Source organism: Nocardia sp. bgisy134, assembly GCF_057708325.1.
Window position 1 is genome coordinate 34,253 of record NZ_JBYIRW010000023.1, and the last position, 18,667, is coordinate 52,919.

Below are 18,667 nucleotides of genomic sequence, written 5' to 3' on the forward strand. Positions count from 1 at the left end.
AAGTCCTCCTACCACGTGCGGGTCGCGCCGGATTCCAGCTTTTCGCCGCGGTGTCGCCAGCGCGGCTCCTTGTCCACAGTGCGGCCGGTGACGTGCCGCAGGCTTCGGATCACCGATCCGTACAGTCCCGAGGTCATCGACGAGAACTTGCCACCGGGTGGCTCGTCCATGAACGGCATGAACTTGTCCGGGAAACCGGGCATGGTGCAGCCGATGCAGATGCCGCCGACGTTGGGGCATCCGCCGATGCCGCTCATCCAACCTCGTTTGGGCACATTGCATTTCACGACCGGGCCCCAGCAGCCGAGCTTCACGATGCACTTCGGCGATCCGTACTCGGTGGCGAAATCTCCCTGCTCGTAGTACCCGGCGCGATCGCAGCCCTCGTGGACGGTCGCGCCGAACAGCCACTTGGGCCGCAACGCTTCGTCGAGCGGGATCATCGGCGCCTGGCCCGTTGCCATGTAGAGCAGGTAGGTCAGGGTCTCGGAGAGGTTGTCCGGTTGGATCGGGCAGCCCGGCACGCACACGATCGGAATACCGGCCTTGCTCTTCCACTCCCACCCGAGATAGTCCGGCACGCCCATCGCACCCGTCGGGTTTCCGGCCATCGCGTGGATGCCGCCGTAGGTAGCGCAGGTGCCCGCGGCCACCACGGCTGTGGCCTTCGGGGCGAGGCGATCCACCCATTCGCTGGTCGTCATCGGCTGGTTGGTATCGGGGTTGTTGCCGAACCCGCACCAGTAGCCCTCGGTGTGGAGCTGCTCGTTGGGGATCGATCCCTCGACCACGAGGACGAACGGTTCCAGTTCGCCGCGGTCGGCTTTGAAGAACCATTCGAGGAAATCGTCGGCCCCACCGGCCGGACCGCATTCGAAATCGATCAGCGGCCAATGGACGGCGACCTTGGGGAGACCTGGGAGCGCACCCAGAGCTATCTCCTCGATGCTGGGCTGGGCAGCGGCAGTCAGCGCCACCGAGTCACCGTCACAACTGAGGCCGGCATTGATCCAGAGAACGTGGATCAACGTATCTTCGGCTTTGACTGCTTCCTGAGTAGGCATCAAATGCCACCTTTCGAAGCTGGAGCGCCGTACAGACGTCTCAGTGGTAAGACCGTACGGAATGTGACACTCGTCACGTCAGTCTAGGCGGGGGTTGTAGCTTCCTCAAGGGAGGCGGACGGCGGGGACAACTGCCCCGAAATCCACGCGTACCAGCTAGGCAAGCCCTCGCCCGTGATCGCGGACACCGGCAGAATCGGCACGCCGGGATTGATCGAGTGCGCGTACTCCGCGCACCGGGTGAGATCGAAATCGACGTAGGGAATCAGGTCGATTTTGTTGACGACCACCAAATCGGCGGCCGCGAACATGTGTGGATATTTCAGCGGCTTGTCGGTGCCCTCGGTCACCGAGAACACCACGACTTTGGCGAGTTCTCCCAAATCGAACAGCGCGGGGCACACCAGGTTCCCGACATTCTCGATGAACAGCAGCGTGCCCGGCGCGGGGTCGAGCTCGTCCAGCGCGTGCCGCAACATTTCGGCATCCAAATGGCAACCCGAGCCCGTGTTGATCTGCACGACCCGGCACCCGGTCGCCTTGATGCGCTCGGCGTCCAGCAACGTCTCCTGGTCGCCTTCGATCACCGCGACGGGGCGATCGTCCAGATCGCCGAGGGTGCGCTCGAGCAGCGTCGTCTTGCCCGCGCCCGGCGAGCTGGTGATGTTCAGGGCCACGATGCCGCTGCGGCGCAGCCGTTCTCTGTTGTGCTGCGCCAGCCGATCGTTCTTGGCGAGCACCTTCTGCTCCAAGGTCACCGTCTCGGTGACCGGCACGTGCACGTGGTCCGCGTGGTCGTGATCGTGGCCGTGCGGGTCGTCGTGCTCGTGGTAGTGGCCATGGCCCTGATGGTGCTCGTGGTGGTGCTGATCGTGCTCGTGCGGCTGGTCGCGGAGGACCGTGATCATGGCCGCCGAATCGCCGCCGCATCCGCAGGTTGCGCACATGGTTCGCTCACCTCCATCGTTCGTATTCGAAGCTCCCGCCCGGATCTGACCTCGACGTCGGCGCTGCCGCACGGACAGAGCAGAATCAGGTCGGCGAGGTCGAAATCGGCGCCGCAAGACCGGCAGACCGCGGTGCCGGGCACCGTCTGGATGACGAGCGCCGCACCGTCCGCCTCGGTCCCTTCGGTCGCCAGCTCGAAGCAGAACCGCATCGCCTCGGGCACAATCGCGCACAGCGCTCCGACTTCCACGGTGACGCTGTGTACCCGTCGGCCCGCCGCATGCTCGCACACGGCGTCGACGACACTCTGAGTTATCGCCATTTCGTGCATCGTGGCCTCGGCTTTTCGGAGTTGGCCTCATTCGAGGCTACTCCGCAGCACATCGCGCCTGCGTCGTAACGGAGAATCCTTCGCGTGGCGGCGGGCGGCGCGGTTCAACCTTGTCTCAACCCACGCGCGCGAGAGTGATCCGCACCACGACATGTCGTGTGATCCGATCCGTGACTCAGCGAGGAGTATCAGCCATGACCTACGCCAAGCCCGGTGCCGAAGGCAGCGTCGTCGACTACGCGCGCCGCTACGACAACTTCATCGGGGGCGAGTGGACCGCGCCGGTGGAGGGCCGCTATTTCGAGAACCCGTCGCCGGTGGACGGCGAGGTGTTCTGCGAGGTGGCGCGGTCGACCGCGCCCGATATCGAGCTGGCGCTCGACGCCGCGCACCGTGCCGCCGACGCCTGGGGCGCGACCTCGACCACCCAGCGCGCGAATCTCCTCAACAAGATCGCCGACCGGATCGAGGAGAATCTCGAGTCGCTCGCGGTCGCCGAGACCTGGGACAACGGCAAGCCCGTCCGCGAAACCCTGGCCGCCGATCTGCCGTTGGCGGTCGATCACTTCCGCTACTTCGCCGGGGCGATCCGCGCCCAGGAGGGCAGCATCTCCGAAATCGACGCCGACACCATCGCTTACCACTTCCAGGAGCCACTGGGCGTGGTCGGTCAGATCATCCCGTGGAACTTCCCGATCCTGATGGCGGTGTGGAAGCTCGCGCCCGCGCTGGCGGCGGGAAACTGCGTGGTGCTCAAGCCCGCCGAGCAGACGCCCGCGTCGATCATGAAGGTCGTCGAGCTCATCGCGGACCTGCTGCCGCCGGGTGTTCTCAACGTGGTCAACGGTTTCGGCGTGGAGGCGGGCAAGCCGCTCGCGTCCAATGCGCGGGTGGCCAAGGTGGCGTTCACCGGTGAGACCACCACGGGCCGGCTGATCATGCAGTACGCGAGCGAGAACATCATTCCCGTCACGCTCGAGCTCGGTGGCAAGAGCCCCAACATCTTCCTGCCCGACGTGGCCGCCGCGGACGACGAGTTCCTGGACAAGGCGGTCGAGGGTTTCGTGATGTTCGCGCTCAACCAGGGCGAGGTGTGCACGTGCCCGTCGCGGGCGCTGGTGCACCGCTCGATCTTCGACGAATTCATGGGCCGCTGCGTGGCGCGCACCAAGGCCATCAAGGGCGGCAATCCGCTCGACGAGAGCACCATGATCGGCGCGCAGGCCAGCAACGACCAGTACGAGAAGATCCTGTCCTACATCGACATCGGCAAGCAGGAAGGCGCCGAACTGCTCACCGGCGGCGGGCCGCGCAAGGTGGAGGAGTTCGCGGGCGGTTACTACATCGAGCCGACGATCTTCCAGGGCCGCAACGACATGCGGATCTTCCAGGAGGAAATCTTCGGTCCCGTGGTGTCGGTGACGGCGTTCGACTCCGTCGACGAGGCGCTCACCATCGCCAACGACACCCTGTACGGGCTCGGCGCCGGGGTGTGGACGCGTGACGGCAACACCGCCTACCGGCTCGGCCGCGGCATCAAGGCGGGCCGGGTGTGGACGAACTGCTACCACGCCTACCCGGCGCACGCCGCGTTCGGCGGCTACAAGAAGTCCGGCATCGGCCGCGAGAACCACCGGATGATGCTGGACCACTACCAGCAGACGAAGAACCTGCTCGTCAGCTATTCGACCGCGAAGGCCGGGTTGTTCTGATGCCCGACCGCGTCGAGCGGGTCGGGCTGACCGAACGCGCGGAAGCGTTGCTGCGCACGCTGATCGAGCGGCACGGCCCGGTCATGTTCCACCAGTCGGGCGGGTGCTGCGACGGGAGTGCGCCGATGTGCTACCCGCGCGGCGACTTTCGCGTCGGAGCGTCGGACGTGCTGCTCGGCGTCCTGCCGATGGCGACGCCGTTCTGGATGAGCGCCGATCAGTTCCGCTATTGGCGTCACACCCATCTCACCGTGGACCTGGTGAGCGGGCGCGGCGGCGGGTTCTCGCTGGAAGCGCCCGAGGGCGTGCGGTTCCTGATCCGCTCGCGGTTGTTCACCGACGCCGAGACCGCGGCGCTGGAGGCGCAGCCGCCACCGCCGCGCGGCGCGGATTCGACGGCGCCGGACGCCGCGAACTCCTAGCGAAGACAACGCGCCCGGCTCCGGCATCGGCCTCGTCGCCAGTGCCGGAGCCGGGCGCGCGACCGCCTTTCCCCGACCTCCGGTATTCGCGGCGCGCGCGGGTTACCCTCGGTGCGGCGAGGATCGCGGCTTCCTGCGGCCGTGCGAGGACGAACGCAGCGAGGAACCGCGGACGGCCGAGGACGGAGGGAAGCAGTCGCGAGATGGCAGGACACGACTCCCTCTCGCAGCGCCGCGCCGCGTTGGAAAAGGAATGGGCGCGCTGGGTGCCCGCCCGCGCGGCGGCCGCGGGGATCGACAGCTCCCAGCTGCGCGGCGAAGTGGCCCAGTCCTGGATGAGATCCCGGCGCACCGTCGATCCCGAACTGAACTGCGCTCCCGCCGCCGGTGACGACGTGGGCAGGCGCTGGGCCGAATCCCCACTGCGCGCGCCGATGTCGGAACTGTCCGACCACCTGCACGCCATCACCCACGATTCCGATTTCGTCGCCGCCGTCACCGACGAGGACGGCACCATCCTGTGGTCACACGGCGGGGCGGTGATGCGCAGGCGCGCCGAACGCGTCGGCTTTGCGCCGGGCGGTCGATGGGACGAGACCCACATGGGCACCAACGCACTGTCGCTCACGCTGCGCACCGGGCAGCCGAGCAGTGTGTTCGCCGCGGAGCATCTGGTGGCCGCACTGCACGAGTGGGTCTGCTACTGCGCGCCGATCCGCGGCGCGGACGGACGGCAGCTCGGGGTGCTCGACCTGTCCACCACGTGGGACCGGTCGCACCCGCTCGCCATGTCGACCGTGCGGACCTTGGCCACCGCCATCGAGGCGAAATTGCAGCAGAACAGGCGGGCACTCGCGCCCGGCCCCAGGCTCACCTGTCTCGGCGGCGCCGAACTGATGCGCGAAGACAAACGAATCCCACTGCGACGCAGACATTTCGAGATTCTGACCTTGCTCGCGCTGGAACCCGACGGTTTCACGCCGGAGCGATTGCAGCTGGCAATCTACGGCGACCGCGCGCCCGCGGCGAGCACCGTGAAGGCCGACGTCTCCCATCTGCGCCGCACCGCGGTCGGCGACATCACCAGCCGAATCTACCGATTGGCGACCCCGCTCTCGTGCGACGCCGCCGACGTCCTCGCCGCGCTGGCGGCCGGGGACACCGCCACCGCGGTCCGGTTGTATCGCGGTCCCTTGCTTCCCGGTTCGCAGACACCCGGCATCGTCGAATGGCGCGAGTACCTGGAGGTCGGCGTCCGCACCGCGGTCCTGGCCTCGGACGACCCCGCGCTGGCGCTGCGATACGGCGAGAAAGCCCTCACGGACAGCGAGATTCACGAGCACGCCTGCCGTCTGCTACCCGCCGCCGACGCGCGGCGCGCGATCGCGACCGCTCGCCTGCGCGCGGCGACGCGCAGCTGAGCCGCACCGGCGTGGCCGCGTCACATTCGACGCGGTCGGCTACATGCCGGAAATGAACGTACTGTGCGCCATCGGCGACTACAGCACACAGAGCGACCAGCCGATCGTGAAGAACGTGAAGGTGACCGTGCAACCATCCGGCTGACCGGTTTCCCGGTGTTCTTTCGAAAGCTGCCGCATGGCACGACCAATGGTTGCGCGGTGGTGTGTATCGCTTGTCGGACAATGCCTGCCAGGTCTTCGGCGAGTCGTCCCGGCACTGACGCCGCTGGACCGGTCGTATGCGACTCTGTTCAGAGGATCGCGCAGGTGGTGATGGTGAGCATGAGGAGAGTCAGGGTGGCGCCGAAGCCGACGCCTCCGGCGCGGATCGCCGCCCACACGGTGGCTCCGTCCGCCTTGGCGAGCAGGGCGGCCACCATGCCCGCGACGAGGGCGCTCGAGACCGCGGAGGTCATCAGCAAGGCTTTCGTGATGAGCGACATGGCTTTCCGTTCGGGAGAGTGGTGAAAGTGCTGGTCTCCATACAGCCCGCGGACGTCGATGATCACCAGCCGCCGAAGCCGGATCCGTGCGGCCGTGCCCAGGTCGGCGGCGGTTTCCCGGGTTTGCGACTCGTACCGAGTCGGGCCGAGCCGGATCGGGGACCGCGCCGGTGAGCGACGGGGATTCTGCGCGGGCGGTATTCCTCGCCAGATGGCGCGAATTGCATGCGGCGGCAGGGGCGCCGTCGCCGACCGCGATGGCGCGGGCGATCGGCGGTGCGGTCCCGGTCAACACCTTGTCGGGCTGGTTCCACGCGGACGACGACGTGGTCGTCGTGCCGCGCGACGAACGCGGATTCGAGACCGTGCTGCGCTATCTGTACGGCAGGTCCGGGCGAGTGCCCGCCGGCCGTGCCCTGGATGGGCGAACGCTGTCGAGCTGGCAGCAGCTGCGCCGCGACGCGCGCAAGCGCGCTGTCACTCCGGGCCCGGTCGAGCCGGAGGACGATCCGGTGCGCTCACTCGTGCCGACATCGCGTCCCGTCGTGACGAGCGCGTTGCGCAGGGATGTCGCGGCGCTGCTCGGCCGAGACGATGCGCTGGAGCGGATTCTGCGCCTCGCGGACCGGGACAGTCCGTCGCGGATCGTCACCGTCGACGGAATGGCAGGCGTTGGGAAGACGGCATTGGCCACGCGCGCGGCGCATCGGCTGGCGCCCGCCTTCCCCGACGGCCGGTATTTCGTGGAACTGCACGCGCACACTCCGGGCCACAGCGCTGTCGACCCCGACGACGTGCTGGCACGGCTGCTGATCGGCATGGGCATGGACCCCGGGAGCATTCCGGAGAGTTTGCCCGGCAGGCGCGACCTGTGGCGAGATCGCTCCAGCGACAAGCGCATTCTGCTCGTACTGGACGACGCACGAGACGTCCACCAGATCGAACCCTTGCTTCCGACGGGCGGCGGGTGCTTCACGCTGGTGACCAGTCGCAGACGGCTGGTCGCGCTCGACGGAGCGACGCCGCTTCCCCTGTCCTTGCTCGAACCGGAGCCCGCGGCGGAGCTGTTCGCCGCGATGGCGAACCGGGAGCGGCGCGCGGACGCCGACGCCGCGGCGGTACGGCGCATCGTGGCGCTGTGCGGGTACTTGCCGCTGGCGATCGTGTTGCTCGCCGGTCGTGTCGCGCATCATCCCGCCTGGAGCATCGCCGAGCTGGCCGAGGAGTTCGCGGCGTTCGACAACGGCCGATTGGACGAACTCGATGTCGGCGACCGCGCCGTGCGGATCGCGTTCACGATGTCCTACGACCGTCTACCCGCTCGACGGCAGCAGTTGTTCCGATGGCTCGGCCTGCACCCCGGCAGCGAGCTCGATGTCGCCGCGGCGTCGGCGTTGTGGGACTGCGCACCCGGCCAGGCGCGTCGCGAATTGGAAGCCCTGTATGCCGACCACCTGCTCGAGGCGACAGTTCGCGGCCGCTACCGATCTCACGACCTGCTCAGGGAATACGCACGCACGCTGTGCGCCACGGAATCGGCCGAGGTGATCGACCGAGCCTTGTCCGGACTGCTCGGCTACTTCGAGTCCCGCTCGGCGGCCGCGAGCCGGCTCCTGACCCGTTTGCATCAACCCACGACGACATCCGTCGAGCCTGCGCAGCGTGCCGAATCGGGCCCGGAATTCGACGACGAGCGCGCCGCTTTGGCGTGGATGCGACTCGAGCGCGCCAACCTATTGGCCTGCCTCGACCTCGCGGCGTCGAAGTACCCGCGCAGGGTCGCGATGCTGGCCGCGTCCCTGGCGAGTCTGGTCGAACGGGACGGACCATGGGGCGAAGCGGTCCGGCTGCACCGACTGGCGGTGGAGACAGCGCGTCGGCTGCGTGATCGGTCCGCGGAAGCCGATGCGCTCGACAGTCTCGGTGTCGTCTACCGGTTCACTGGCCGGTACCCCGAATCGGCGGACGCGCATCGAGCGGCGCTCGCAATCTATCGCGAGCTGGGACACCGTCATGGTGAAGCCAACGCGCTCAACAACTTCGGGGCCACACGCTGGTTCTCGGACGATCAGGACTACGCGGAGGCCGCCGAACTGCACGGCCGAGCATTGACGATCTATCGCGAAACAGGCCACCGCTGCGGTGAGGCGTCCGCGCTCAACAGCCTCGCCATCGTGCACCGGGCCGGAGGTCGTCACGCCCAGGCCGCGGAGTTGCACGAAGCGGCTCTGGCGATCTACGCGGAGCTCGGCGACCGACGGGGGATGGCGGGCGTTCTACAGGGTCTCGGCATCGTGGCGAGACTGACCGGCGATCACGGCGAAGCATCGCGCTTGCACGAAGAGGCGCTGCGTTATTACCGCCTGCTCGGTGACCGTTACGGCGAAGCCACCGCACTGAACAATCGGGGAGTCGCCATCAGACTGACCGGCGACTCGACCGCGGCCTTGGAGCTGCACACGCAGAGCAGATCGCTCTATCGAGACGTCGGTGTGCGTCTCGGTGAGGCCTACGCGCTCCTGCAACTCGGGATGGCCTACGCCGCGCTCGGCGATCACCGCGCGGCGAACGGGCATCTCGAGCAAGCATCCGAGCTCTATCGTGACCTGGCACATCCGGAAGGTCGAGCCGACGCGGCGAACGGTCTCGGAGTCGTCGCGCGGTCGGTCGGGAATTACCGTGCGGCAAGGGATCTCCACGAGCAGGCGCTGCGGATCTGCCGCGATCTCGGCTATCGGCACGCCGAGGCCGAGGCGCTCGCCGAGCTCGGCTCGGTGCACGTGGCGACAGCGGAGTACGCCGACGCGGCCGCCCGCTTCGACGAGTCGCTGCGCATCTTCACAGAACTCGGCGACGCGTTCGGCCACGCGACGGTCTCGAACAAGCTCGGCGCGCTGTTCACCGCGATCGGTGTGCACGAACAAGCCGCGGCGCACTACGCCGAAGCGCTCGAGCTCGGTCACCGAACCGGCGGACGCCTCGAGGAGGCCCGAGCCCTGGAAGGTCTCGCCCGCAGCCGATTCGCACTCGGCGATCGAGCACGAGCGGTGGACGATCTGCGTGCCGCCGTCGAAATCTACCGGCGTGCAGGGGTGCCCGAAGCCGCCTCGGCGGCAACCTTTCTCGCGTCGATTACCGGCGATGCGGAGTAAGCCGTCGATAGCCCGGCCGATAGCGGGCGTAATGCCAGGCGGTTCCGGTGAACAAGCCGCCGTTCGACTTTTCGGGCGAGTCGGTCATGGTGGCCTTTCCTGGAGAGGTTGTCAGCTGCTTGCGAGTTCGTGGGTCGGTGGCGTGCGGTGACCTTCTCGGTCGGCGACCCTCTCGCCGTGCCTGTCGATCGGGGTAGGTTGTCGAGACCTCACGGCACCGGCGCCGCAGGGCTGGTTGCTCGTTCGAGCGCCCGGTACAGCCAGTAATGGGCGGCTCCGGCGGTGGTTTCTCCGGTGATGTCGGTGGTGAGCTTCCAGTACCGGTGGATGCGCGGATCGGTGTCGTTGCCGCCGTGCAGCATTCGCTGCCGGAAGCGCGGTGTGTCGCGTTCGCGGCGCGCGGTGGCGTGGGCGGCGAGGAATTGATCGAGCTCGGCTCCCGGCCGCGGTTCGACGTGGCCGACGACCAGTGGCCCTGCGATCGCACAGGCTTCGGCGACTCCGGTCAGTAGTTCTCGCTTGTCGTGGATGCCAGTGGGGTCGGGCCGCCAGAGCTGGCGTGACATCGCGGGCGCCGCCGCCGGATCGCTGGTGACGGTGACGAGTTCGGCGTAGGCGACGACTTGACGGGGAGTCGGATCGGTCGGCGGGGCCGGGATGTTCATGCCCACGAACCCGTCGAACATGTCCGACGGCAGGGGAGCGAGCACTCGTCGCCAGAATCCGACGAGGCCGTCGTAGGCGGTGTGGCGGTCGTGCACGGTGGCGAGCAGTGCCAAGCGCGCGGCTCGTCGCATCGGTGGTGCGTCCTCGACGGCGACCAGCGAGGCCCGCCGCCATCGCAGTGCGCCCAATTCGGTGTCGAGCGCGGTCCGTTCGGCGGCCACGGCCTCGGTGATCGACACGGCGTCGGTGAGGACGCCGACGATCGTGGTGAGACTCAGGCCGAGACCGCGAAGCCTGCGCACCAACAGCACCCGATCGACCGTGGTCACCGGATCGAACAGCCGGTGGCCGCCCGAGCTGCGGTGCGGCTGGAGTATGCCTTCGTCGCAGTAGAAGCGCAGGGTGCGGACGGGCACGCCGGTCTTCTGGGACAACATTCCGATGCTCACCAAGCCGTCACGGCGCGTGTTCTCGGTCACAATCGCTGGAACCTCCACCCCACTGGAATTCCTACCGTACTGGAACGTCCACCGGGAGAAGGAGAATGCGAATGGCCGCCTACGAACCGATGACCACCGAGCAGATCTGGCTGGCTGTCGCCACCGAGCGCGCGACCATGGTCGAACTGCTGACGTCGCTGCCGGAAGCGGCCTGGGACCACGCGTCCCTGTGCGCGGACTGGCGGGTGCGTGATGTCGTCGCGCACGTGATCCTGTCCGCCCGGCCGAATCTCGGCTCGATCCTGGTCAATCTGATTCGCGCCCGCGGCGATCTCCATCGGCTGATCCGCGACACCGCCGTTCGTCACGCGCAGCGCCGCACGACCGCGCAGTTGCTCGCCGAGCTGAGCGACAGCATCGACACACGGGTCGCGGCTCTCGGCACGACCCCGGCCGACCGGCTGATGGATGTGCTCGTGCACGGCCAGGACATCGCCGTCCCACTCGGCATCGCGCGGGTTATGCCGGTCGCCGCCGCGCGATCGGCCATCGAACGCGTCTGGGTGATGGGTTCCCCGTTCCATGCCCGCGAGAAGTTCGCCGGCTACCGGCTCGTGGCCACCGACGACGAGTGGGCCGTCGGTGACGGACCGGTGATCGAGGGGTCCTCGACGGCCTTGCTGCTGCTGGTGACCGGTCGCGAGGCTGCGCTGGATCAGCTCACCGGGGAAGGGGTGGCACGGTTGACCTCGGAGCGCAAATTGCTCTAGCGATAGGTCCGGTCGGAGGTGCATCGTAGAAATTACGGAATTCGAGTCGCCACGCACCGAGGAAGGTCGTCGTGAGCAAAAGCGAGAGCGAACGGGTGATCGAGTCGACGCGTCCCACTCCAGGGCGCGCGACCATCGACGAGCTGCCGCCGCTGCCTGCGGAGGCTGTGTCCGTCGTCGACCGGCTCGTGGCGCGGATCGGCAGGCGGCTGTTGCATGCGCCGTCTTGGCTTCGGCTGCGCCTGTCGGGGAGGCCGCAGGTCCGCATCGATGGCCAAGAGCTCGATCCGGGGATCCAGCTCGCGCTGCGACTGCTGGAGCTGCGTGGCGTCGCGACGCTCGTTCCGGATTTGCGGCGGGGCCGACCCGATGTCACCGACGCGCGCGCGAGCGTTCGGCACACGGCGGCGGCGTTCACGCTCGACAGGACCGAGGTCGGCGGCGTCCGGGATATCGAGATCGAGGGCGCCGACGGTCCGCTGCGCGCACGGCACTACCGGCCGTTCCCGTCGGGCACCTCCGGCGCGCCGCCTCTGCTGGTGTTCTTCCACGGCGGCGGGTACGTGCTGGGCGACGTGAACACCCACGACGAGCCGTGCCGCATGCTGTGCCGTTACGCCGAGGTGCAGGTTCTGTCCGTCGACTATCGGCTCGCACCCGAGCATCCGTTCCCGGCCGGGGTCGACGACGCGCTGGCCGCATTCCGGTGGGCTGTCGCGCACGCGTCGGCACTCGGCGCCGACCCGGAGCGCATCGCAGTCGGCGGAGACAGCGCCGGTGCGACCTTGTGTGCCGCGATCGCTCAGGTCACCACGCGCCAGGGCGGCCCGGTCCCCGCGCTGCAACTCCTGCTGTACCCCTCGATCGATCTCACAGAGGCCCGGACCACCTCTGATGAACTGTTCGCCGAAGGCTTCTATCTGACCGACGACGATCGGCAGTGGTGCCGTGGGCACTACCTGTCGGGGCCGGGGAACGCCGACGGTTCCGACTCGCGCACCTCACCCGCGTTGGCCGAAGATCTGTCCGGTCTGCCACCGGCCATCCTTATCTCCGCGGCCTTCGACCCCTTGCGCGACGAGGACGAGGCCTATGCCGCCGCACTGCGCGCCGCCGGGAATCGGGTTGTGCTGCAACGCGCTCCGGGATTGATTCACGGTTTCCTCAACATGACGGTAGTGCCGAGCGCGCGTGACGCCGTCTTGCAGATCGCCGGAATGCTCCGCGCGGGACTCGGAGCGTAGGGGGTATCTCTTCGACACGGCCGAGCGTCGACTCCCCGCTACTCTGGACCCGCGCCTTCCTTTTCCATCCCTACCAACGCGGCGATCGACTCGGTGCCGGGTTCGGGAGGCAGGCGGAGCGCCCTGACGGCGAATGAGATGGCGTGGTACCAACCGCAGATCAGGACCAGCTCGAGCGCGGCATCTTCATCGGTGACGGCGGCCAGGTTCGCCCAGGTCTCGTCGGAGAGATCGAAGGTCGCATGGAGCTCGTCGACCGCTTCGAGCACGGCACGGTCAGTCGCGTCCCAGCAGGCGTCCGCGGGCTTTCCGGTCGCGAGGGACCTGAGCTGTGCGGCGTCGAGTCCCGCCTTCTCGGCGACGCCCGCGACGTGCACGGCCCATTCGTAGTCGGCGCCACACAGCGCGGTCGTCCGGTCGATGACCAGCTCGCGCTGGCGGAGGGTGAGAGCGGAGCGCCGGGAGAAGTAATAGCTTCCCCAGCCCGCGATGGAGCGAGCGAGCTCCGGCCGCCGTGCCCACACCCGGAACAGCTGGATGGGTGAATGCCCGAGGAGCTCGAGAGCTGCGCCGGCTTCTTCGTCGTACGGCGGTGAGAGCGGTTCGATTCGTGGTTGCTTCGATTTCAGAGGCATTAACACATGCTAGCTTTGATGCTTCGGAAAGGGAAGCAGATGACAGGACCAACACCACTCCCCGGCCGCAAGGTCCGCGGCTCACGCACGGGCCGCCCGATCATGGCGCTCCTCGACCTCCTGGGCCGGCGCTGGGCGCTGCGAGTCCTGTGGGAGCTACGAGACGACTCGACTCCAACCTTCCGTCAACTACAGCAGCGATGCGACGGCGTCTCCTCGAGCGTCCTGGCAGACAGGCTTCGTGAGCTTGGGCAGGCCGACCTCGTCGAGCACGCCGGCGAGGGCTACCTGCTCACCGGACAGGGCAGGACCCTTCTCGAATGTCTCGCCCAGCTCGACGCGTGGGCCGCTGACTGGCGACCCAAGGCAGCGGACTGGCAGCCGTGACAACCCGCCCGTGTCGCTGCGCCGAAACCGTCCTTACTGTCGGGCCAGTGCTTCGCGACGAATCCACCGGAACAGCGTGGGGTTGTCTACGGTGGTGATGACGCCGACCGCTGTGCGCAGGTAGCGGTCGTCGTCCAGCACGGCCAGCAGACTCGCCGCCAGATCCACACGGGCGGTGAACCGTCCGTCGGCGTGGCCTTCGACGACGGTGTAGTCGGTGACCGACGGCAGGTGGTAGAGCCCACTCGGGCGCACGATCGTCCAGTCCAGATCGGTGGCGCGGATCAGCGTTTCCATTCGCCGCATGTCGTCATAGAGGGTTTTGCCCAGCACCCGCGTCACATACGGGAGCAGCACCCGGTTGAACAGGATCCCACCGTCGGAGTACGGGTGTGGATCGACCCCGCTGGAGCTGACCACGGCGAGCCGACGCACCCGATGCCGCTGCATCGCCGCGACGATATTGGCCACACCACGCGAATAGGTGCTGATCGGTTCCTTCCCGGCGGGTACCCCGAGCGTCGACAGCACCGCATCCCGCTGCGCCACGGCGGCATCGACGGCCGCAGGATCGAGCACGTCGGCGCCCACCACCTCGAGCCGATCGTGGTGCAGCGGAAACGATTTCGGCTGCCGGGTGACCGCAGTGACCTGATGCCCGGCAGCCAGTGCCTGACCGGTCAGCAGACGACCGGTGGGACCATTGGCGCCGAAGACGGTGATACGCATGACGGTTGTCCTTCCTAGAAGCTGGAGAAGGGTAGTGGGGCGAACACAAGTGCCCGGCAGCCGCGCACCTGTGACGGCGCGGCCCTGTGACGAGCACCACCACGTCCGGGTGTCACACAGCGGTCGGTGCTCGCTACTGATGCATGACATCGTCGACGAAGCCCGGCAGACAGGACCACACCATGAGCGACGGCGAACGCACCGCCCCCGCCACCGAGACCTTCGTCGCCCACCGCAACCTGCTGTTCACCATTGCCTATGAGATGCTCGGCTCAGCCGCCGACGCCGAGGACGTCCTGCAGGAGACCTGGCTGCAATGGGCAGCCGTCGATCTCGGCACGGTGCGCGATCAACGCGCCTTCCTGGTCAAGATCACCTCCCGGCAGGCGATCCGGCGACTGCGCACCCTGGGCCGCCGCCGGGAGTCCTACGTCGGCCCCTGGCTGCCCGAGCCGCTGCTCACCACGCCCGACGTCGCCGAGGACGTCGAGCTGGCCGACAACCTCTCGATGGCGATGCTGCTGGTGCTCGAAACGCTCGCCCCGACCGAGCGAGCGGTATTCGTGCTGCGCGAAGTGTTCGGCATCGCCTACGACGAGATCGCGCACACCGTGGCCAAAAGCCCGGCCGCGGTCCGCCAGATCGCCCATCGCGCTCGCGCACACGTCGCCGCGCGCCGGCCGCGCGGAGCCGTGACTGCGGTCGAGGCCCGGCAAGCGCTCGGAGCGTTCCAACGAGCAGTCGAAACCGGCGATCTACAGAGCCTGCTCGACATCCTGTCGCCGGATGTCGTCTTCCTGGGCGACGGCGGCGGAGTCAAGCAGGCAACGCTGCGGCCCATCGTGGGCGCCGATCGCGTGCTACGTGTGGTGAGCGGCGGCACGGGCTGGATGGGTGGGCCTGCCTCGGCCGAACCCGCTCACGTCAACGGCTGGCCTGCACTGGTCATCCGACTCGACGGAGAGATCGACGGCGTCGTCGCGGTGCGGATCGACAACGGCCTGGTCACCGGGCTCTACTACGTGCGCAACCCCCACAAGCTCGAGCACCTTCACCGGGAAACCGCACTGGACCGTTGACACCCAGGACGACCGGCCCGAAGCCGTCGTCGCACCGATGCTGCTGTCCAGGCGCGGTACCCAGGCGAGTGGAATGGGGGCACGGTCCACGTTGTGGTCGGGTTCGGTCTGGCATTCGGCCTTATCGGACCTGCGGCGGTATCCGTTCTGCTCGCAAATTCACTGCCAGCTCCAGCATCGCAACCGCCGGTCCCGGTGCCTGGGCCACCGCCCCCTCCCCGGGCCCAGAACCCACGCCTGCCGCATAGGGACTGAGTGATATCGCGACCGTTCCTCATTCCGAGTTCCGTGTGCGGCGCCCACGTCATCGGGTCGGCGGCTCACAAAGGCCACCTGATCACCGGACCCGGTGAACGTTCCCGGTCGGAGTGCGGTACTGGCCTGCCGGAAGATCAACAGCCCGAAAACATCTCAGGCCACTACTCGCCGTCGACGGTGCGAGCTCATGCCGATGTGCGCACGGGCTGCACTCTTCGAGCCGATTGGACCTTCAACGTCTGGATCAGTGGCTCAGGGACCCAACCTTTTCAGAGGAAAACGCGAGCGATCTCCAGCCACTTCCGTGCGTCTTCGCCGACCGCCGCGAGGTCGGTCTCGGCCAGTGGCCTGCGTTGGGTGACTCGAAGGCAGAAGTCGAGGGCACTGCCTCGCACCCGTTGCCCGGCATCTTCTGGACCCGAGACCCAGGTCTGGCCGTCGGGACCGGTCAGCTCGACACGAAACGGCTCTGCCGGAGTAGGCAATTGGGCCGCGTAGAACGACAGCTCTCGCCCTACGACTCCCAAGGAGGCCACATGCCGCAGCCGACCCGTCGGACGGCGCGAGACACCCAGCGCATCGAAAACGTCCTGCCCGTGAGCCCACGTCTCCATCAGTCGAAGCGGCACCATCAGCGCGGCGGTCAACTGCGAGCCGTACCACGGAAACCCATGGTCCAGTGGAACATCACGCAGCGCCGCCGCCACCTCGGTTCGACCGGCACGCCATTGTTCCAGCAGTACCGATCGCGGTTTCGCAGCTCCCGCGGCAGCGTCGAGATCAGCGTATCGACTGCCTGCGGCTTCGGCCTGCTTCAGCACGGCGCCGAACGCCTCCGGGGTTCGTATCGCGATGAGAACGTTCGCATCAGCAGCAGCAAGATGAGCGATCTGGTGGGCGATCGTCCACCCCACTGCCGGCGTGTCCTTGGACCAGTCGGCCTGCGCTGACACCAAGGCGTCGAGCTCATCTCCTTCAGCCACCAAGTCGGGCAGAGCCCGATCGCGCTCCACATCGGACGTATCAAGACCGTAATCCAACATCCAGTATCACCTTCACGCGCATGGTCGAACATGATCACCACCAAGATAGACGCCGACCGTGCCACACAGCCGGCGCATCTGGAAATGCCGCATATCGGTCGTTCGAGAATGCGGCGTCCGCCAATTTCTCTCTTCCGCACGGTCGGGCGTTGACTCCCCGTCGCGGCTCGTATTCTGTGGTGGGAAGAAGACGAGGGAGCGAAATGTACTCGGCGGTCGAATCTTTCACGTTCGAGCTATCAGTGATCACCTCACAAGTCGTCGAAGGGCAGCGGAATTGATCGCGATCAGAGACGCCTACCTCGAGGCAGCGGCGTCGGCGGCGGCGCTGCTCGGGGATCCAGCGGTGGCCGCGGCGTGGGACCGGCCCAGCGCGTTGCGGGAATTCAGCGTGCACGGGCTCGCAGGCCATCTGGGGTCGCAGGTCCTGCACGTGTCCCGGCTGCTGGAGACCGAGGCTCCGGACGAGAAGCCGCTGACGGTTGCCGAGTTCTTCGCCGGGGCTTCCGCGTTCGACGCCGAGGTGGACGCGGAGATCAGCGTGCGCATCCGGCACGGCGGTGAGGCCGCGGCGGTCGAGGGTGCGAAACCCTTGGTCGGCGAAGTCGAATCGGCGATCGCTCAGCAGCGGGTGGCGCTGGCGGCCGAACCGGCCGACCGGGTCGTCGAATTCGTCGGAAAGGCGATGCTTCTCGACGATTTCCTGCTGACACGCCTGATGGAGATCGTCGTGCACTCCGACGATCTGGCGGTGAGCGTCGACATCACGACGCCACCGTTCCCACCGCAGGTCTTCGAACCGGTGCTGGACCTGCTGTCGCGACTCGCGGTGGTTCGACACGGACAGCAGGCTGTGCTGCGCGCACTGAGCCGAGCCGAACGCGCCCCCGGAACAATCGCAGCCATCTGAGCCTGTGTCGAAATCAGGAGCAACGCTGCTCGCGGGCGCGCAAGGCCACCGGTGCGGCTCAGTACGGCATATCCACCGGCAGCACGGCGAGCTGGGCGATATTGACCCCTGACCGCCGACTGGCGACGAAGGCGACGATCTCGGCGATATCGTCCGGCGACATCATCGTCACCGTGCCCGCCATCTCGGTCAGCTGCGCGGCGAAGTCCGGGTCGGCGACCTGACCGCCGATCTCGGTGCCGGTCATCCCCGGTTCGACCGCGCTGACGCGAATCCCCTTCGGCCCCAGATCGGTACGCAAGTTGCGAACCAGGTGGCTGACGGCCGCCTTGGTGGCGAAGTACACGCTGTAGCCGGGGTAGGCGACCTGGGCGCCCAGCGAGGAGATCGCGACGAGGTCCACCTGGCCGCCCCGTTCGGCCGCGGTGAGCAGCGCGGGCAGGAAGGCATCGACGGTGTGCAGCACGCCGTTGAGGTTGACTTCGATCTGGTGCTGCCACAGGTCGGTGCGCCGGGCTTGCGGTAGGGCGGGCTGCATGACACCGGCATTGGGCACCAGCAGATCCACCGTCCCCAGCGCCCGATCGATCTGCTCCGCCGCGTTCGCCAGGGCGGTCGGATCGGTGACATCGGCGGCGATCGCGAGCGCGGTGCCGCCCGTGGCGGCGATCTCCTCGGCCAGGTCGGCGATGCGGTCCTTGCGCCGGGCCAGCAGCGCCACCGAGGCGCCTGCGGCGGCCAGCTTGCGCGCCGTCGCGGCGCCGATGCCGGAGGACGCACCGGTGACGACGGCGACGCGTCCGGCGAGAGGCTGAGTGGTCATATTTCGCTCCGTTCGATTCGGCCCGGCCAGTGCCGGTGACATCGCCATCGTGTCGCCGGGCGACCAGGGCGAACCAGGTCCGCCGTGAACGCGGGTCCGGTGTGCCTGGGTCCGGCAGTACCAGGCTGGCCCGTCGGGCGTGGCCGAT

General features: G+C 67.8%; 18 protein-coding genes. 9 read left to right on the forward strand and 9 right to left on the reverse strand.

What is annotated here, in order from left to right:
* Positions 1 to 8: 8 nt before the first annotated feature.
* From AC3ERS_RS31410 to AC3ERS_RS31420, 3 genes are all read right to left on the reverse strand, one after another.
* The gene (locus tag AC3ERS_RS31410) at positions 9 to 1,064 is read right to left on the reverse strand and encodes an NADH-quinone oxidoreductase subunit B family protein (protein ID WP_431971753.1); all 1,056 of its coding nucleotides are present in this window, start codon (positions 1,062 to 1,064) and stop codon (positions 9 to 11) included.
* Between the two features lie 83 nt (positions 1,065 to 1,147).
* Positions 1,148 to 2,011, reverse strand: a complete 864-nt coding sequence (hypB, locus tag AC3ERS_RS31415) for a hydrogenase nickel incorporation protein HypB (RefSeq protein ID WP_431971754.1) — start codon at positions 2,009 to 2,011, stop codon at positions 1,148 to 1,150.
* Positions 1,969 to 2,343, reverse strand: coding sequence for a hydrogenase maturation nickel metallochaperone HypA/HybF (locus AC3ERS_RS31420; protein ID WP_431971755.1), 375 nt, complete (start codon positions 2,341 to 2,343; stop codon positions 1,969 to 1,971). Before AC3ERS_RS31420 ends, hypB begins: the two co-directional genes overlap by 43 nt.
* A 194-nt stretch (positions 2,344 to 2,537) precedes the next feature.
* Here AC3ERS_RS31420 and adh point away from each other — a divergent pair, with 194 nt between their 5' ends.
* From adh to AC3ERS_RS31435, 3 genes are all read left to right on the forward strand, one after another.
* A complete protein-coding gene (adh, locus tag AC3ERS_RS31425; RefSeq protein WP_431971756.1) occupies positions 2,538 to 4,055 on the forward strand; it encodes an aldehyde dehydrogenase in 1,518 nt (505 codons plus the stop codon).
* Positions 4,055 to 4,477, forward strand: a complete 423-nt coding sequence (locus AC3ERS_RS31430) for a DUF779 domain-containing protein (protein WP_431971757.1) — start codon at positions 4,055 to 4,057, stop codon at positions 4,475 to 4,477. The genes adh and AC3ERS_RS31430 overlap by 1 nt, the downstream gene beginning before the upstream one ends.
* 203 nt (positions 4,478 to 4,680) lie before the next feature.
* Complete coding sequence (locus tag AC3ERS_RS31435) at positions 4,681 to 5,898, forward strand: transcriptional regulator (RefSeq protein WP_431971758.1); 1,218 nt, start codon at positions 4,681 to 4,683, stop codon at positions 5,896 to 5,898.
* Between the two features lie 293 nt (positions 5,899 to 6,191).
* Here AC3ERS_RS31435 and AC3ERS_RS31440 read toward each other — a convergent pair whose 3' ends face one another.
* Positions 6,192 to 6,383, reverse strand: coding sequence for a hypothetical protein (locus AC3ERS_RS31440; protein WP_431971759.1), 192 nt, complete (start codon positions 6,381 to 6,383; stop codon positions 6,192 to 6,194).
* A 170-nt stretch (positions 6,384 to 6,553) separates the two neighbouring features.
* On the opposite strand from AC3ERS_RS31440, the gene AC3ERS_RS31445 reads away from it, so the two are divergent.
* Entirely contained in the window at positions 6,554 to 9,535 is a 2,982-nt protein-coding gene (locus tag AC3ERS_RS31445; RefSeq protein ID WP_431971760.1) for a tetratricopeptide repeat protein, read from the forward strand.
* A 209-nt stretch (positions 9,536 to 9,744) separates the two neighbouring features.
* Here AC3ERS_RS31445 and AC3ERS_RS31450 read toward each other — a convergent pair whose 3' ends face one another.
* Positions 9,745 to 10,680 (reverse strand): helix-turn-helix domain-containing protein, encoded by a 936-nt coding sequence (locus tag AC3ERS_RS31450; protein ID WP_431971761.1) that lies wholly within the window; start codon positions 10,678 to 10,680, stop codon positions 9,745 to 9,747.
* A 71-nt stretch (positions 10,681 to 10,751) separates the two neighbouring features.
* On the opposite strand from AC3ERS_RS31450, the gene AC3ERS_RS31455 reads away from it, so the two are divergent.
* Together AC3ERS_RS31455 and AC3ERS_RS31460 are read left to right on the forward strand one after the other, a co-directional pair.
* The gene (locus tag AC3ERS_RS31455) at positions 10,752 to 11,411 is read left to right on the forward strand and encodes a maleylpyruvate isomerase family mycothiol-dependent enzyme (RefSeq protein WP_431971762.1); all 660 of its coding nucleotides are present in this window, start codon (positions 10,752 to 10,754) and stop codon (positions 11,409 to 11,411) included.
* Positions 11,412 to 11,578: 167 nt separating this feature from the next.
* Entirely contained in the window at positions 11,579 to 12,655 is a 1,077-nt protein-coding gene (locus AC3ERS_RS31460) for an alpha/beta hydrolase (RefSeq protein ID WP_431971823.1), read from the forward strand.
* A 38-nt stretch (positions 12,656 to 12,693) separates the two neighbouring features.
* On the opposite strand, the gene AC3ERS_RS31465 is transcribed toward AC3ERS_RS31460, so the two are convergent.
* Positions 12,694 to 13,290 (reverse strand): carboxymuconolactone decarboxylase family protein, encoded by a 597-nt coding sequence (locus AC3ERS_RS31465; protein ID WP_431971763.1) that lies wholly within the window; start codon positions 13,288 to 13,290, stop codon positions 12,694 to 12,696.
* Positions 13,291 to 13,329: 39 nt separating this feature from the next.
* On the opposite strand from AC3ERS_RS31465, the gene AC3ERS_RS31470 reads away from it, so the two are divergent.
* The gene (locus AC3ERS_RS31470; protein WP_431971764.1) at positions 13,330 to 13,677 is read left to right on the forward strand and encodes a winged helix-turn-helix transcriptional regulator; all 348 of its coding nucleotides are present in this window, start codon (positions 13,330 to 13,332) and stop codon (positions 13,675 to 13,677) included.
* A gap of 33 nt (positions 13,678 to 13,710) precedes the next feature.
* Here the strand turns inward: AC3ERS_RS31470 and AC3ERS_RS31475 are convergent, their stop codons facing one another.
* Positions 13,711 to 14,406, reverse strand: coding sequence for an NAD(P)-dependent oxidoreductase (locus AC3ERS_RS31475; RefSeq protein ID WP_431971765.1), 696 nt, complete (start codon positions 14,404 to 14,406; stop codon positions 13,711 to 13,713).
* Positions 14,407 to 14,588: 182 nt separating this feature from the next.
* Between AC3ERS_RS31475 and AC3ERS_RS31480 the strand changes: the two genes are divergently transcribed.
* Positions 14,589 to 15,485: an RNA polymerase sigma-70 factor gene (locus tag AC3ERS_RS31480; protein WP_431971766.1), complete on the forward strand. Its 897-nt coding sequence runs from the start codon at positions 14,589 to 14,591 to the stop codon at positions 15,483 to 15,485.
* A 527-nt stretch (positions 15,486 to 16,012) separates the two neighbouring features.
* Here the strand turns inward: AC3ERS_RS31480 and AC3ERS_RS31485 are convergent.
* A complete protein-coding gene (locus tag AC3ERS_RS31485; RefSeq protein WP_431971767.1) occupies positions 16,013 to 16,786 on the reverse strand; it encodes a TIGR03084 family metal-binding protein in 774 nt (257 codons plus the stop codon).
* Between the two features lie 277 nt (positions 16,787 to 17,063).
* Between AC3ERS_RS31485 and AC3ERS_RS31490 the strand changes: the two genes are divergently transcribed.
* On the forward strand, positions 17,064 to 17,696 hold the full coding sequence (locus AC3ERS_RS31490; RefSeq protein ID WP_431971768.1) for a maleylpyruvate isomerase N-terminal domain-containing protein: 633 nt from the start codon (positions 17,064 to 17,066) through the stop codon (positions 17,694 to 17,696).
* Positions 17,697 to 17,754: 58 nt separating this feature from the next.
* Here AC3ERS_RS31490 and AC3ERS_RS31495 read toward each other — a convergent pair whose 3' ends face one another.
* Positions 17,755 to 18,519, reverse strand: a complete 765-nt coding sequence (locus tag AC3ERS_RS31495) for an SDR family oxidoreductase (protein WP_431971769.1) — start codon at positions 18,517 to 18,519, stop codon at positions 17,755 to 17,757.
* Between the last annotated feature and the right edge of the window lie 148 nt (positions 18,520 to 18,667).